The organism is Winogradskyella sp. UBA3174 (assembly GCF_002364335.1).
Taxonomy (GTDB): Bacteria; Bacteroidota; Bacteroidia; order Flavobacteriales; family Flavobacteriaceae; genus Winogradskyella.
The window spans coordinates 134986-150475 of the sequence record NZ_DEXW01000046.1; the positions used below are offsets into that span (position 1 = coordinate 134986).

Below are 15490 nucleotides of genomic sequence, written 5' to 3' on the forward strand. Positions count from 1 at the left end.
ATAAGGGTGTGTTTTATTTTTCTTTTAATGCCACGCAACAGGTTGTTAAATTGTGCATTTCAAGATTTCCTCCAGTTGCTCTTGCTAATTCTGCATTAGAGAACATACCAGCCATTGGAATGTCCCATACATTTTTAATACCTTCTATTTCTTGATTCATTAGTGGTCCAAGTGACATAATTCGTCCGGCACAACTAAAAACGACTAAGGCATCGGCTTCAGGCATTTCAGTGTCTTTTAATTGTTGAACTCCTTTAATCACTTTATCCATTACATCAAAATCTGGTGGTAGCGAAAACCGAACTTTAGAGCCTTGAGGTACTGTGCCACTGCAATAAAAGGAATGGTCACTCCAGTCTACAACCAAACCAGGGCGCATCACAGGATCTCCTTTTTCTCTTTGAAGTTGTAATGGGAAATTGGCAGCTATTTCAAGTAATAAATCTTTATTGTCTGGTGTTACATTTTCTAAACCACCATATTTTGTAGTAATATCTAATACAGGTATATTATCTACAGTATATACATGATTACCTTCGCTTTTTGTAACCGTTCTTTCCGTCCCTACGGCATTCCATCCGCAAGTGGCAACTCCTTTAATTTTAACCTTATCTTCATCTAAGGCTAGAACTACAGTTCCTTTATTGCTTTCTTTTCCATTAGTAAAAACAAATTGTTCTGTAAACGAATAGTCATCTCCAGCCATGCCTCCAAAGACATTAACCTGCTTTCCTATAATATCTTCAAAACCAAAAAGCAATTGTTCTGCATCAGTTTCTAAATGGCTCACTGAAATTAAAAATGCTGGTTTTTTAAATTCTTTTTTTGCTTTTTGAGCTATGTTTTGTGCAATTTTACGATAGTTTTTTTCGGGATATTCTTCGAGATAAATTTTAAAATATTCTCGTTTCATGTCGAGCAATAATATAACAGTCGATTGCTTTTCTGTATCTTCATCAATAAACTCACCGTTAGTGGTTGCACCAAAAATGGTAATGTTTTTTGCATCTAATAGTTTACAAATAGTTTTGCGGTCTTGGGCTATTGATAAAAAAACAATGGCTAGAGTGGGTTTAAAACCGTCGGATAGACTATGTTCAAAGGCTTCTTGAATCGCTTTGGTCGATTTCCCTTTTATGGATTTTGCTTTCATTTATATATGAATAATAATACATTAATTTAGGTTTAAAATGCTATTAATCAATTTAGGGAAAGGGTAGTGTTAAATTTAGTAAAAACTAGGATGACTTCTCAAAGAAGTGCGTAATTAATAGTCACTTTTTGTTTTAGAATTTATCAACCTATTTCACCATCATTATCGATATCTTGTCCAGAGCGTTCCTCGAGTACACGAAGAGTTTTTAATAGTAATGTTTTAGTACTAGAAAGTTCTGTTTCGAGTGCAGCAACACGCTCTTCTAAAGAGTCCGCTTTTCCTTTTTGTTCGTCTAATTCGCTTTGTTGGATTAAATCCCAGAATAGTCCCATTGTAGTTCGTTTTTAAAATTAGTATCAGCCAAAAAAATATTGGTTTCTAACTATAGGTATATAAATGTGTTTAAGTGTTACATTATCGTAAAAACGTCACTTTAGAAATTAATCCATTTTCAACTTCATAAATAGCAACAGCATTGAATGTTTGACCATTAGCTGTAACTTCTTCTTCATCAATAACTTTATTGCCAATCACGATTCGGTTTTTTATAACGGCTTTTAAATCTGGTGATCGTTTAAACCAAGATATATAATCTTTACGCATTTGTTCTTGTCCTTCAGATAAAATTGTATTTGGATAATTATATAGTTTTATATCCTTAGTATAAGTAGCCATAAAGGCATCAATATCTCTAGAATTATAAGCGTCTAATTGCTTTTGAACGATGTTTTCTAATTCAGATGGTTCTGTTAGACTTTCTGCAGTATAACTATCATCTGTAATTGTCTCTGTATCCGAATTTGGGTCTTCAATTGTCTCTTCAGCACTATTAATATCTCCAGCAATTAATAATTTGTTATATGAGTTATTAGTTGACATACGTGTGATTTTAGTTATCCCATCAGTTGATAAATCTGCAATATTTTTCCAATTATTATCTTTTCTAAGTGTTAATTTATAGAGTATATTCTCTTTACCTGAAAGGATAGTTCTATTATTTAACCAGCAAATATCCTCAACTCCTTCCATAGTATTAGCAAGAACTCTTATTCTACCTGTTAAAGGATTTAAAGATTTTATTTGCCACTGTTTATCATCTTCTTTAGAGATAAAACTCACGAGATTTGAATTAGGAATCTTATGAAAAGAGCGCCCTACATTTGTAGCATATTTTCTGTTAGTTCCTTCTTGGATATTATGAACGTATAAGTTTAGATTTTCTTCTTCAATGATAGCAGAAACTATAGTATTTTCGTCATACCATGTATAATAAGCAACGACTAAATCTTGAATGAGTTCTGTAGATTCACCATTGCTCCAATTGTAAGAATAGAGACGTTGTTTTCCATCATTATCTAAGCGAACAGCGGAAGCTTCATTTTTATTTGGAATTTTTAAAGGAGAATATTCACCACCTTCTGTAAAATTCATCCAGATTTTAGCTTTATAACGTGTGTCATATTTAGCAATATCTGTTTGGTCATTTCTTGTGGATGCAAAAACAATATAGCGATCATCATAAAATGAAGGTTGATTATCATAACCTTTATTGTTAGAAATGTTTTTAGCCTTACTCAGTTCTATTTTTGAATTTTTTATTTCTAAATCGAATAGGAAAATTTCGGTGTTGGATTGAGAAAAACTTATTGTGGTGATAAGGGAAAATAGGATTATAAAATATGATTTCATTTGATACAAAAAATTGATTTCTTAAATATAGTAAATAAAAAAAGCCAATTCAAACTAAAGAATTGGCTTTTAACTTTTAAACTTAAACTTAATCTAAAAGCAGTACTTATTCTCTGCTTTTACTTTTTCTGCAATTTCAATACGTAAGTCAACAATATCTGGGTAGTTAACATACTTTGTGAAACGCTTTAGTCCCATTAACATCATACGTTGTTCGTCTCCTTCAGCAAAAGAGATAATACTTTCTTTTCCTTTTTCTTCAACGATATCTACTGCATGATATAAATATAATTTCGCCATAGCTATTTGAGCAGATTGTGCGTCCTCACCAAAGCGCTTTGCATTCTTTTCTGTTCTTAAAATTGCTGATTCTGCCATATAGATTTCAATTAAGATATCTGCAGCAGCAATTAAAAGTTGTTGGTGGTCTTCTAATTGAGGACCATATTTTTGAACAGCTCCACCTGCAACCATTAAGAAGGTCTTTTTTAACTTCTTAATCATTTCTTTTTCTTCTGAAAATAATTCAGAATAATCGGGTGTTTCAAAAGACGGAATGCCCATTAATTCTTCCTGTACTTTTTGAGCAGGACCTAATAAATCGACATGACCTTTCATCGCTTTCTTAACTAACATACCAACAGATAACATTCTGTTAATTTCGTTAGTACCTTCATAGATTCGCGCAATACGCGCATCTCTCCAAGCTGCTTCCATTGGTGTTTCTTCAGAAAAGCCCATACCACCAAAAATTTGTATCCCTTCATCTGCACAGTTTTGTACATCTTCTGATACAGCAACTTTTAAGATTGAACATTCTATAGCATATTCTTCAACACCTTTTAATTCAGCTTCTTGATGTGTATTACCAGCAGCTTCTCGCATTGCGATGCGATCTTCAATATTTTTAGAAGCGCGATAGGTAGCGGATTCTCCAGCATATGTACTAGCTGCCATTTCTGCCAACTTCGTTTTGATAGCACCAAAATCTGCTATAGGTGTATTAAATTGTTTACGTTCGTTTGCGTAGTTTACAGCTATAGATAACACGCGACGTTGAGAATCTAAACAAGCTGCTGCTAACTTAATACGACCAACATTTAACGCGTTCATCGCAATTTTAAACCCTTCGCCACGACCTGCTAACATATTTTCAGCAGATACAACAGTATCATTAAAAAATACTTGACGCGTAGAACTTGCACGAATTCCTAACTTGTGCTCTTCTTCGCCCATTGTGATTCCGTTTGGACTGTTTTTATCAAACTCTACAATAAATCCTGTAATGTTTTTATCGTTTTCAATACGTGCAAAAACGATCATCAAACTACAGAAACCTGCGTTTGAAATCCACATTTTTTGTCCGTTGATTTTATATGTTTTGCCATCTGCTGAAAGTGTAGCAGTCGTTTTACCAGAGTTAGCATCAGAGCCTGCTCCTGGTTCTGTTAAACAATAGGCTCCGAACCATTCTCCAGAAGCTAATTTTGGTACATATTTTTGTTTTTGTTCGTCTGTTCCGTATAACGTAATTGGCATGGTGCCAATTCCTGTATGTGCACCGAATGCTGTACTAAAAGAACCTGTACCAGATGAAATATAATCACATGTTAATACGGTAGAGACAAATCCCATTCCCATTCCACCATAAGCTTCAGGAACAGCAACACTTAAAAAGCCCATATCACCAGCTTTTCGCATAACCTCTTCGGTTAGAGCAAAGTCTTTCGCTTCAAAACGTGCTTTATGAGGGATGATTTCACGATCATTGAATTCCATTACAGATTCTTTCATCATCGTTTGTTCTTCTGTAAAATCTTCAGGAGTAAAAACGTCTTCACAATTTGTTTCCTTTACTAGGAATTGTCCTCCTCTTAATAATTCTTTTTCTTGAGTTGCTTCCATAACTATAAAATATAAATGTTCTTTTTTCTAATTTAAAAATTCAAATACTCCACAAGCACCTTGACCAGTTCCAACACACATCGTTACAGCTCCATACTTACCTTGCATGTTTTGCTTACGCATTTCATCAAATAATTGTACAGATAGTTTTGCTCCAGTACAGCCTAATGGATGACCTAATGCTATTGCTCCACCATTTACGTTAATGATATCAGGATTTAAATTTAACTCACGAATTACAGCTAAAGACTGAGAAGCAAATGCTTCATTCAATTCAATAAGTGATAAGTCGTTTTGCTTTAAACCTGCTTGCTTTAATGCTTTTGGGATAGCCTTTACTGGTCCAATTCCCATAATACGTGGCTCAACACCAGCAGCAGCATAATTGACCATACGTGCAACTGGTTCAAGATTTAACTCTTTAACCATGTCTTCACTCATAACCATAACAAAAGCAGCTCCATCACTCATTTGTGATGAGTTACCAGCAGTTACGCTTCCGCCAGCTGCAAAAACGGCTCTAAGTTTTGCTAAAGCCTCTTTACTAGTTCCTGCACGAGGACCTTCATCTTTAGTCACCGTATATGATTTTGTTGCTTTCTTTCCGTTAACATCAATATAAGTCTGTTCAACTTCAATTGGCACAATTTGATCTTGAAAACGATTTTCGGCTAATGCTTTTAAAGCTTTCATATGAGAATTATATGCAAACTCATCTTGATCTTCACGAGAAACTTTAAACTGGTTGGCAACTGCTTCTGCAGTATTTCCCATTCCCCAATAATAATCTTCATGACCTGCTTTTACAATTGCATCGTAGTTTAATTCTGGTTTAAAACCAGTCATTGGTACGCTACTCATGCTTTCCGCACCACCTGCAATAATACAATCTGCCATTCCGGCTTGGATTTTTGCTGTTGCCATTCCGATAGTTTCTACTCCTGAAGAGCAAAAACGGTTAACAGTGACACCAGGAACATCTATAACTTCTAATCCCATTAATGAGATTAATCGCGCCATATTTAGTCCTTGAGCACCTTCTGGCATTGCATTACCAACGATAACATCATCAATACGTTTAGGGTCTAAACCTGGCAATTCCTTCATCATATATTTGATGGTTTCTGCTGCCAATTCATCTGTTCTTTTAAAACGGAACACGCCTTTTGGTGCTTTACCAACTGCGGTTCTATATGCTTTTACTATATATGCTGTTTTCATATTTTGTGCTTTTAGCTATTAGCTTTTGGCCTTTAGCGTCTGTAATTATATATTCTAAGTGCCAACAGCTAAAAGCTAAAGGCTAATCGCTGAGTGGTTTTTAATTACGTAACGGTTTCCCTTTGGTTAACATATGCTGAATTCTTTCCAAAGTCTTACGTTCTGTACAAAGTGAAAGGAAAGCTTCACGCTCTAAGTCTAATAGGTATTGTTCATTTACGAGAGTTGGTTCAGATAAATCACCACCAGCCATTACATAAGCTAATTTGTTAGCAATTTTCATGTCGTGCTCACTAATGTATTTAGAGTCCTTCATAGAATCTGTACCTACCATAAACATACCTAAGGCTTGCTTACCAAGTACTTTTACATCTGTTCGTTTTACAGGTTGTGTGTAACCCATATCTGCCATTAGTTTAGCGTGTTGTTTTGCAACTCCTATTTGACGGTCTTTATTTACAACGATGATATCCTTTCCTTTTTGAAGGATTCCTAAATCGAAAGCTTCGTAAGCAGAGGTTGCTACTTTTGCCATTCCGATTGTTAAGAAGTACTCTTGAAGTGTATTTAATTGTACATCACCTTTTCTAAAAGTATCAGATGCTCTTAAAGCCATTTCTTTAGAACCACCACCACCAGGAATCACACCAACACCAAACTCTACAAGTCCGATGTAAGTTTCTGCAGCTGCTACCACTTTATCTGCGTGCATTGATAACTCACATCCACCACCAAGAGCCATGCCGTGAGGTGCAGCAACGGTTGGAATAGAAGAGTAGCGCATTCGCATCATACTATCTTGGAAATATTTGATAGCCATATTCAGCTCATCATATTCTTGCTCTGCAGCCATCATAAAAATCATTCCGATATTTGCTCCGACAGAAAAGTTTGCGGCTTGGTTACCAACTACTAAACCTGCGAAATCTTTTTCAGCAATATCAATTGCTTTATTTAATCCTGCTAATACGTCGCCTCCAATAGTATTCATTTTAGATTGGAACTCTACATTAAGAATGCCATCACCTAAATCCTCAACAACAACACCCGAGTTTTTAAATACTTCAGATGTTTTTCTAATATTATCTAATATGATAAAACTGTCTTGTCCAGGTATTTTTTCTTGTGTTTTCTTCGGAATATCATAAGCGTATGTTGCACCTTCTTTAACAGAATAGAAAGATGTGATTCCTGCCACTAACATATCGTTTACCCAAGTATTAGGTTCTAAACCTTCAGCCTTCATCATTTCAATTCCTTTTTCGATACCAATAGCATCCCAAATTTGGAAAGGTCCATGTCCCCAACCAAATCCAGCTTTCATAGCATTATCAATCTTATAAAGGTCTTCTGTGATTTCTGGAATTCGATTAGATACATAAGCAAATAATGCAGCAAAGTGTTTTCTGTAGAATTCACCAGCTTTATCTTTTCCTTTTACTAAGACCTTAAAACGATCTGCTACATTATCAATAGTTTTTGTTAACTCTAAGGTTGCAAATTTAGCACGTTTGTTAGCTCTATATTCTAGAGAATCTAAGTCTAAGGATAAAATTTCTTTTTTGCCTTCAGCAGAAACTTGTTTTTTGTAAAAACCTTGTCCTGTCTTACTTCCTAACCATTTGTTATCCATCATAGTATTGATGAAGGTTGGTAAGGTGAATAAATCTAATTGTTCGTCTTTAGGACAATTGTCTTTAATACCATTAGCAACATGTACTAAAGTATCTAATCCAACAACATCTACAGTTCTAAATGTTGCTGATTTTGGACGACCAATTACAGGACCCGATAACTTATCTACTTCCTCAATGGTCATTTCTAATTCTTTGACTACATGAAATACATTCATGATGCTAAAAATTCCGATTCTATTACCAATAAATGCAGGAGTATCTTTAGCGATTACAGATGTTTTTCCTAAGAATTGTTCTCCGTATCCGTTTAAGAAATCTAAAACAGAAGAATCTGTTTTTGGTCCTGGAATAATTTCAAATAATTTTAAGTAACGTGCAGGGTTGAAAAAGTGAGTCCCACAGAAATGCTTTTGAAAATCTTCACTTCGGCCTTCGCTCATGAATTTGATTGGAATTCCAGACGTATTTGATGTAATTAAAGTTCCTGGAGTTCTATGTTTTTCAAGTTTTTCGAATACCTGTTGTTTAATGTCTAGACGCTCTACAACGACTTCCATAATCCAATCTACATCTTTTACCTTTGCGATATCATCCTCTAGATTACCAGTAGTAATTCGATTTGCAAACGAATTATGATAGAGTGGTGCAGGTTTCGATTTGATTGAAGCTGTTAAAGCATCATTTACTAATCTGTTTTTAACGACCTTGTCTTCTAAAGTTAATCCTTTAGCTTTTTCTTTAGCATTCAGTTCTCTCGGAACGATGTCTAATAACAAGACATCTACACCAATGTTAGCAAAATGACAAGCAATTCCGCTTCCCATTATACCTGAACCAATAATGGCTATTTTTTTAATTCTACGTCTACTCATCTTATTTTAAAATGTGTTCTTTTTGATTGTATATTTGTTTATTAGAGATTTTATTATTGATAATATCAGCAACTTTATAGAACTTTAGTAATTCTTCTTCTGTTACACTTTCCTTTATAGATTCATTAAATGTGAGGACTTTCTCTTTAGAATAGTCTCTTTTCTCTCTACCAAATTCTGTTAAATGAATTAATATACCACGACCATCTTCAGGATTTGGCTTGCGCTTGATTAAACCCTTCTCTTCCATGGTTTTTAATGTTCGCGAGAGACTAGTAGCTTCCATTCCCATTTTTGGACCTAATGATGTAGAAGGTGTACCTTTTTCTGGATCTATGCTTAATAAAGCAAAACCAGTTGCCATTGTTGTACCAAATTTTGATGCTTCTTCGTTATACATTTTATTAACAGCCAACCATGTAGTTCTTAATACATAATCTATAGTTTTATCTTTCATATAAGTTTCTTGGAAGTCAAATATAAGCAAAAAATACTATGCACGCATAGTATTTTGTTAAAATTATGCTTGCATAGTATTACGGAATGATGCTTGGCGAAGTTACTATAAGTTGACGATGTCTTTCCGAGATTTCACATTGAGTTTACTGTAGATAGAACTCACATGAGATTTAACAGTGCTGATACCAATGTTAAGTTCATCTGAAATCTCTTTATTGGATTTACTGGCTTTGAGTAATACATAAATCTTTCGTTCTTGAAGACTCAGAGATTTTATAATTTCTGATGCTTTGGGAGTATTTCTTTTAATAATTTTATTCAATATAAAGCCTAATAGAAATGCTATTATGAAACCTGAAATAATTAATAAGTGACTGTCTATTTTATTTTTTTGTATTGGAATTTTTGATTTAAAATTTGTAAAATAAATTGAGTTTTCAGATTTCCACCTTTTAGTTAAATTTTGATAGTAGCCAGTATTATCAGTAATATTCGTTTCAAAGTTGCTTTTTTGTAATGCGTAAAGTGATACTAATGGGTATGAACAACTATCCGCAATTTGTCTTAGTTGTTCATTAAAGGCATTTGTAACAAATTGACTTTTAACCCTTGTTGCATCAAAATTTGTACTGTCTATATATCTTACAACAGTATCGATTTTTTCAATAATTTTATTTTTAGAGTCACTTAAAAATTGAACATCATTAAATATACCACTCTTGCTAAGGATTTTAACAGAAGAGGTGTTATTAGCAACTAAAAAGAAATGATTTTCATTTTTACCACCAATAATTAGTGATACTTTTGAAGTTCCTTTTTTAGAAATATGAATACGAAATAGATTATCTTCTTTTGGTAGAAAGTGTATATTAAACTTGAAGTTACCAAAGATATCTACCTCAGATTCTGCAATAATCATGCTTTTTGACATGGTGTACATTTTGCTGAAATCTGAAATATGTGATAAGTAAACCTTAGGATTCCAAATACTATCTAATTTAAGGGTGCCTTCAATCTTAGAGTCTGTATTTTGAGCATTTAATATGGAAATAGATATAGATGCTAAATAGACAATGATGGCAAAGCAATAAATTTTATGCTTAAAAAACGGTAAAATACTTATGGCTAATGTTTTAATCATTTAAATTAAACCGTGTATAAATTTTGATGCTACCCGAAACTTTTTTTGGACTAATTTTAATATACCACTCTCCAACAATAGGATAGTTTACAAACTTTTTTATTTCGCCAGTTACAATTTCACTAACAGACTTTTTTTTACTTAAATGTAACGTCTTCTTGTCTGAGTTAAGTAGAGTTTTTGTTTTACCCTCGGGAATGACACTCTCTATTGAAAATTCACCTTTTTTCACATCACTAGAATTATAAATTTCTATTGTTAAATCTCCCTTGTAAATTTCAGAAGATATACGAATGTCCAAGGTTGATGTCCCAAGTTTAACATCCAAGGGGATTTTTATAATCTCCGAGTCTTCAGTGTTAACCGTTATTACTCGTCTTAACTCGAATGAAGTTTCTTGCGTAAATAAAGCTTGAGAACTCAAAACAAGAGTTAGTAATAAAAAAATAGTTTTTAAAAATTTCATAATACTTATGTTTTAAATTAATACTACAAAACTATTTAAACAAAAGAGATTCAAGACATTTTATAAGTATGAAAAAGGGTCTAATAAAGTTTTAAAAACGTATTAGACCCTATGTTTTTCTATGCTCTGTAAATTTTATCATAAAGTTCTTGATAAATGCCCTTAATAATATTGCGTTTCATTTTCATGGTAGGAGTAAGGTGACCACCATCAATAGACCAAATATCTGGCGTTAACTCGAAACGTTTTATTTGTTCCCATTTCCCAAAGTTCTTATTGTATTTGTCTATTTCTTTTTGAATACGATTAATTACAATTTCTGAATTGGCAATTTCTGCTTCAGTTGTGCCAACTCCATTTTGCTTATGGTGAATCCAATCGCGTACAAAATCGAAATTAGGCTGAATTATTGCTGCTGGCATTTTTTCACCTTCACCAACCACCATAATTTGTTCTATGAAAAGCGATTGCTTCATTTCATTTTCTAAAAGTGGTGGAATTACATATTTACCACCAGAAGTTTTAAACATTTCTTTTTTACGGCCTGTAATATGCAAAAATCCGTCATCATCAATTTTACCTTTGTCACCGGTATGAAAATAATCACCAGTCATAACACTTGCTGTTTTTTCTGGATCTTTATAATAGCCTAACATTACGTTCGGACCTTTGATTAGTAATTCTCCGTCTTCAGCGATTTTTACCTCTACATTATCTATTGGTTTGCCAACAGCGCCTACCTTATACATGTTATCTTTATATAAGCCTACTGATACTACTGGTGATGTTTCTGTTAGGCCGTAACCTTCCATAACTCTCATGCTAGCTGCTCCAAACATTCTTGCTAATCTCGGCTGGAGTGCTGCACTTCCCGAGACCATAGTGCCTAATTCTCCACCAAGAGCTTCACGCCATTTACTAAAAATAAGTTTGTTGGCTATTTTAAGTTGAAACTCATACCAAGCTCCATTTGCTCCATAAGGTTCCCAACGTTCCCCTAATCTTACAGCCCAAAAGAATAGGCCTTTTTTAATACCAGATAGTTCTTCACCCTTAAGCATTATTTTATCGAATACTTTTTCGAGTAAACGAGGAACAACACTCATTAAATTAGGTTTAATTTCTTTAGCGTTATCTCCAATTTTATCAATGCCTTCAGCAAAATATATAGATGTACCTGCATATTGATAGACATAGATTAGTACGCGCTCAAAAATATGACAAATAGGAAGAAAGCTTAGAATACGTGTTTCACCTTCACTCAAAGGAACTCTTAGAGAACTGTCTAAAACGTTACTAGTAATATTCCAATGCGATAGCATTACACCTTTAGGTTTTCCTGTAGTACCTGATGTGTATATTATTGTAGCTAAATCAGAGGACTTTACAGCGTCTTTTCTTGCTTCAACTTCTTGTTGTGTGCTTTCATCTTTACCTAATTCGAATAATTCGGAATAGTGTTTACAGCCTTCAATATGGTCAAAAGAATAAACTTCTTTTAAACTTGTGTTTGCTTGTACTTTTCTAACTTTTTCTAAAACTTCTGCATCAGAAACAAAGCAGTAAATAGATTCGCTATGATTAAGGACGTACTCATAATCTTCTGCACATATCGTTGGATAAATAGGAATATTTTGAGCTCCTGTTTGTAGAATCCCAATATCCATAATATTCCATTCTGTTCTATTTGAGGAAGATATTAAAGCAATTTTATCATTTTTTTGAATTCCTAATTTTAAAAGTGCCCTACTTATTGCATTAGCTTTATTTAAATACTCTTGAGTTGACATTGGAGTCCACACACCATCATATTTAGTGACTAAAGCACTTTTATTAGGTTTGTGTTCTAGTTGGTAGTAAGGGAAATCAAAAAGGCGTTTAACGTCTGTCATAATCAACTTAGCAAAAAATTAGGTATGTAGTTACGAAAATATGAAAATAAACGCTATAAATATGATGTTAAAAAAAGAGGTGTCTTTTTTTAACAAAAAATTAGTCCTTTTGAATCCATAATCGTGCATTTACAAAAGCTTCTAACCAAGGAGAAACTTCGTCTTTTCTGCCTTCTGGATAATTAGCCCAATTCCATTGAAATGTAGATCTTTCAATATGTGGCATAGTTACTAAATGGCGTCCTGTTATGTCGCACAACATTGCAGTATTAAAATCTGATCCATTTGGATTGTGCGGATAAGCATCGTAACTATATTTTGCAACAATATCATAGTTGTCTTCTGCTTGTGGTAAACTGAATTTACCTTCTCCATGAGAAATCCAAACCCCTAGTGTTGTGCCCTCTAAAGTAGATAGCATTACCGAGTTGTTTTTTTGAATTTTCACTGATGTAAAAGCACTTTCGTGCTTATGAGAATCGTTATGGACCATTTTTCCATGTTGAGCATGGTCTGGGTTGATGAGATCTAATTCCATCCATAACTGACAACCATTACAAATACCAACAGATAAAGTGTCTTTGCGATCAAAGAAATTCTTTATCACTTTATTAGCTTTTTCGTTGTACTTAATGGCACCAGCCCATCCTTTTGCAGAGCCTAAAACATCAGAATTACTAAAACCTCCAACAGCTCCTAAAAATTGAATATCTTCTAGTGTTTCTCTGCCAGAAATTAAATCCGTCATATGCACATCTTTAACATCAAAACCTGCTAAGTACATAGCATTTGCCATTTCGCGCTCGGAGTTACTTCCTTTTTCTCTAAGAATTGCCGCTTTGGGTTTAGGTTTACTCGTGTCTATTTGGTGTAATTTTCCTGTGAAATACTTTGGGAATTCGTAAGTTAATGCTTGATTTTTATAATTTTCAAAACGTGTATCAGCGAGTCCGTTTGCTGTTTGTTTGCGGTCGAGTAGAAGTGAGGTTTTATACCATATATCTCTAATTTCCGTGACATTAAAAGAGAAACTGTCTTCTTTGTTTTTAATAGTTACAATGCCAGAGTTATTAGCTGTTCCTATGTTAAAAAACTCAATATTCTTTTCTGATAATAACGTTTCTACAGAATTATCGGCTTGAAAAACAATCCCTGAATTTTCGGAAAATAAAACTTTTATAGAATCGTCTTCGTTTAAAGATGAAATATCAAATTCTGCACCTAAATTAACATCAGCAAAACATAGTTCTAATAACGTGGTTATTAATCCTCCAGAAGCAATATCATGACCAGCAGAAATTTTATCAGATTTGATTAAATTTTGAATTGTATTAAAAGTATCTTTTACAAATGATGCGTTTTTTACATCAGGCGCATCATTTCCGATGGTGTTTAAGATTTGATTAAACGAGCTTCCTCCTAATTTGAATGTGTCCTGAGACATATTAATGTAATAGATGTTTTGTCCATTTTGTTGCAAGACAGGCTCTACGACTTTAGAAATTTCATTACAATTTCCAGCAGCAGAAATAATAACTGTTCCTGGGGAGATGACGTCACCATCTTTATATTTCTGTTTCATAGAAAGCGAGTCCTTTCCTGTAGGAACATTGATTCCCAGATCTATAGAGAATTCTGAAATTGCCTTAACAGCTTTATATAAACGTGCGTCTTCACCTTCATTTTTGCAAGGCCACATCCAGTTTGCCGAGAGTGAGACAGAGGTTAAGTTATCTTTTAAAGGCGCCCAAATAATATTAGTTAATGCTTCTGTAATAGAATTTCTGCTTCCTGCTTCTGGATGAATTAAGCCAGAAATAGGTGAGTGACCAATAGAGGTCGCAATACCTTCTTTTCCGTTATAATCTAAAGCCATAACACCAACGTTATTCAATGGAACTTGTAAAGGTCCAACGCATTGTTGCTTGGCGACTTTACCACCAACACAACGGTCTACTTTATTTGTTAACCAATCTTTACAAGCTACAGCTTCTAATTGTAAAACCTGTTCCAGGTAGATGTGTAAATTTTTGGTTTTATATCTTGAATTTTTATAATTTCTATGAACGGTATTATCTGTTAAAATAGTTTTAGGTGAACTACCAAACATATCCTCTAAAGCTAAATCCATAGGTTTTTCGCCAGTGGTTTCAGATTCAAACGTAAAGCGATTATTTCCTGTTACATTTCCAACAGTGTATATCGGTGAACGCTCACGTTCTGCAATTTTCTGTAAGGTGTCTAAATGTTTTTCAGCGATAACTAGTCCCATACGTTCTTGGGATTCATTACCAATAATTTCTTTAGCAGATAATGTAGGATCTCCGATAGGTAATTTATCTAAATTGATATGTCCACCTGTATCTTCTACCAATTCCGACAAACAGTTTAAATGGCCACCAGCACCATGATCGTGAATTGAAACAATAAAATTTTCATCACTTTCTACCATTCCACGAACCGCATTTGCTGCACGTTTCTGCATTTCTGGGTTAGAACGTTGTACTGCATTTAGCTCAATACCCGAATCTAAAGCACCTGTGTCTGCAGAAGAAACAGCAGCTCCTCCCATACCAATTCTGTAATTGTCACCGCCAAGAATTACAATTTTATCTCCTTCTTGTGGTGTGTCCTTTAGTGCTTGTTCTGCTTTACCATAGCCTATACCACCAGCTTGCATAATTACCTTATCGTAACCTAATTTTCTTGTTACTGACTTACTTGATGCTGAATTTTCTTTGTGCTCAAAAGTTAAAACTGAACCACAGATTAAAGGTTGTCCGAATTTATTTCCAAAGTCCGAAGCTCCGTTCGACGCTTTTATTAAAATATCCATAGGAGTTTGGTATAACCAATCTCTTGCTTCAAATTTTTGTTCCCAATGCCTGTTTTCTTCTAAACGAGAATACGATGTCATATAAACTGCAGTACCAGCTAAAGGTAATGATCCCTTTCCTCCAGCAAGTCGATCTCTAATCTCACCACCAGAACCGGTTGCAGCGCCATTAAAAGGCTCAACCGTTGTTGGGAAATTATGTGTTTCAGCTTTTAT

General features: G+C 34.1%; 11 protein-coding genes. All 11 read right to left on the reverse strand.

Features of this window, described 5'->3' with window-relative positions; genetic code table 11:
- Nucleotides 1-13: 13 nt before the first annotated feature.
- Nucleotides 14-1153: an FIST signal transduction protein gene (locus B2U95_RS08760; protein WP_296315113.1), complete on the reverse strand. Its 1140-nt coding sequence runs from the start codon at nt 1151-1153 to the stop codon at nt 14-16.
- A 143-nt stretch (nt 1154-1296) separates the two neighbouring features.
- Nucleotides 1297-1488, reverse strand: coding sequence for a hypothetical protein (locus B2U95_RS08765; RefSeq protein WP_296315117.1), 192 nt, complete (start codon nt 1486-1488; stop codon nt 1297-1299).
- Between the two features lie 82 nt (nt 1489-1570).
- Nucleotides 1571-2845 (reverse strand): nuclear transport factor 2 family protein, encoded by a 1275-nt coding sequence (locus tag B2U95_RS08770; RefSeq protein WP_296315119.1) that lies wholly within the window; start codon nt 2843-2845, stop codon nt 1571-1573.
- 93 nt (nt 2846-2938) lie between these two features.
- Nucleotides 2939-4750 carry an acyl-CoA dehydrogenase family protein gene (locus B2U95_RS08775; RefSeq protein ID WP_296315120.1) on the reverse strand — a complete coding sequence of 604 codons (1812 nt, stop codon included), beginning with the start codon at nt 4748-4750 and terminating at the stop codon, nt 2939-2941.
- Nucleotides 4751-4777: 27 nt separating this feature from the next.
- A complete protein-coding gene (locus tag B2U95_RS08780) occupies nt 4778-5971 on the reverse strand; it encodes an acetyl-CoA C-acyltransferase (RefSeq protein ID WP_296315123.1) in 1194 nt (397 codons plus the stop codon).
- 100 nt (nt 5972-6071) lie between these two features.
- Complete coding sequence (locus tag B2U95_RS08785) at nt 6072-8480, reverse strand: 3-hydroxyacyl-CoA dehydrogenase/enoyl-CoA hydratase family protein (protein WP_296315125.1); 2409 nt, start codon at nt 8478-8480, stop codon at nt 6072-6074.
- Between the two features lies 1 nt (nt 8481).
- Entirely contained in the window at nt 8482-8937 is a 456-nt protein-coding gene (locus tag B2U95_RS08790) for a MarR family winged helix-turn-helix transcriptional regulator (RefSeq protein ID WP_296315128.1), read from the reverse strand.
- A 105-nt stretch (nt 8938-9042) separates the two neighbouring features.
- Nucleotides 9043-10080, reverse strand: coding sequence for a response regulator transcription factor (locus tag B2U95_RS08795; RefSeq protein WP_296315132.1), 1038 nt, complete (start codon nt 10078-10080; stop codon nt 9043-9045).
- Nucleotides 10073-10546, reverse strand: coding sequence for a hypothetical protein (locus tag B2U95_RS08800; protein ID WP_296315136.1), 474 nt, complete (start codon nt 10544-10546; stop codon nt 10073-10075). Before B2U95_RS08800 ends, B2U95_RS08795 begins: the two co-directional genes overlap by 8 nt.
- Before the next feature lie 119 nt (nt 10547-10665).
- Nucleotides 10666-12438, reverse strand: coding sequence for an AMP-dependent synthetase/ligase (locus B2U95_RS08805; RefSeq protein WP_296315139.1), 1773 nt, complete (start codon nt 12436-12438; stop codon nt 10666-10668).
- A gap of 100 nt (nt 12439-12538) precedes the next feature.
- Nucleotides 12539-15490, reverse strand: a 2952-nt coding sequence (gene purL, locus B2U95_RS08810; RefSeq protein ID WP_296315141.1) for a phosphoribosylformylglycinamidine synthase, incomplete at its 5' end; no start/stop codon positions are given.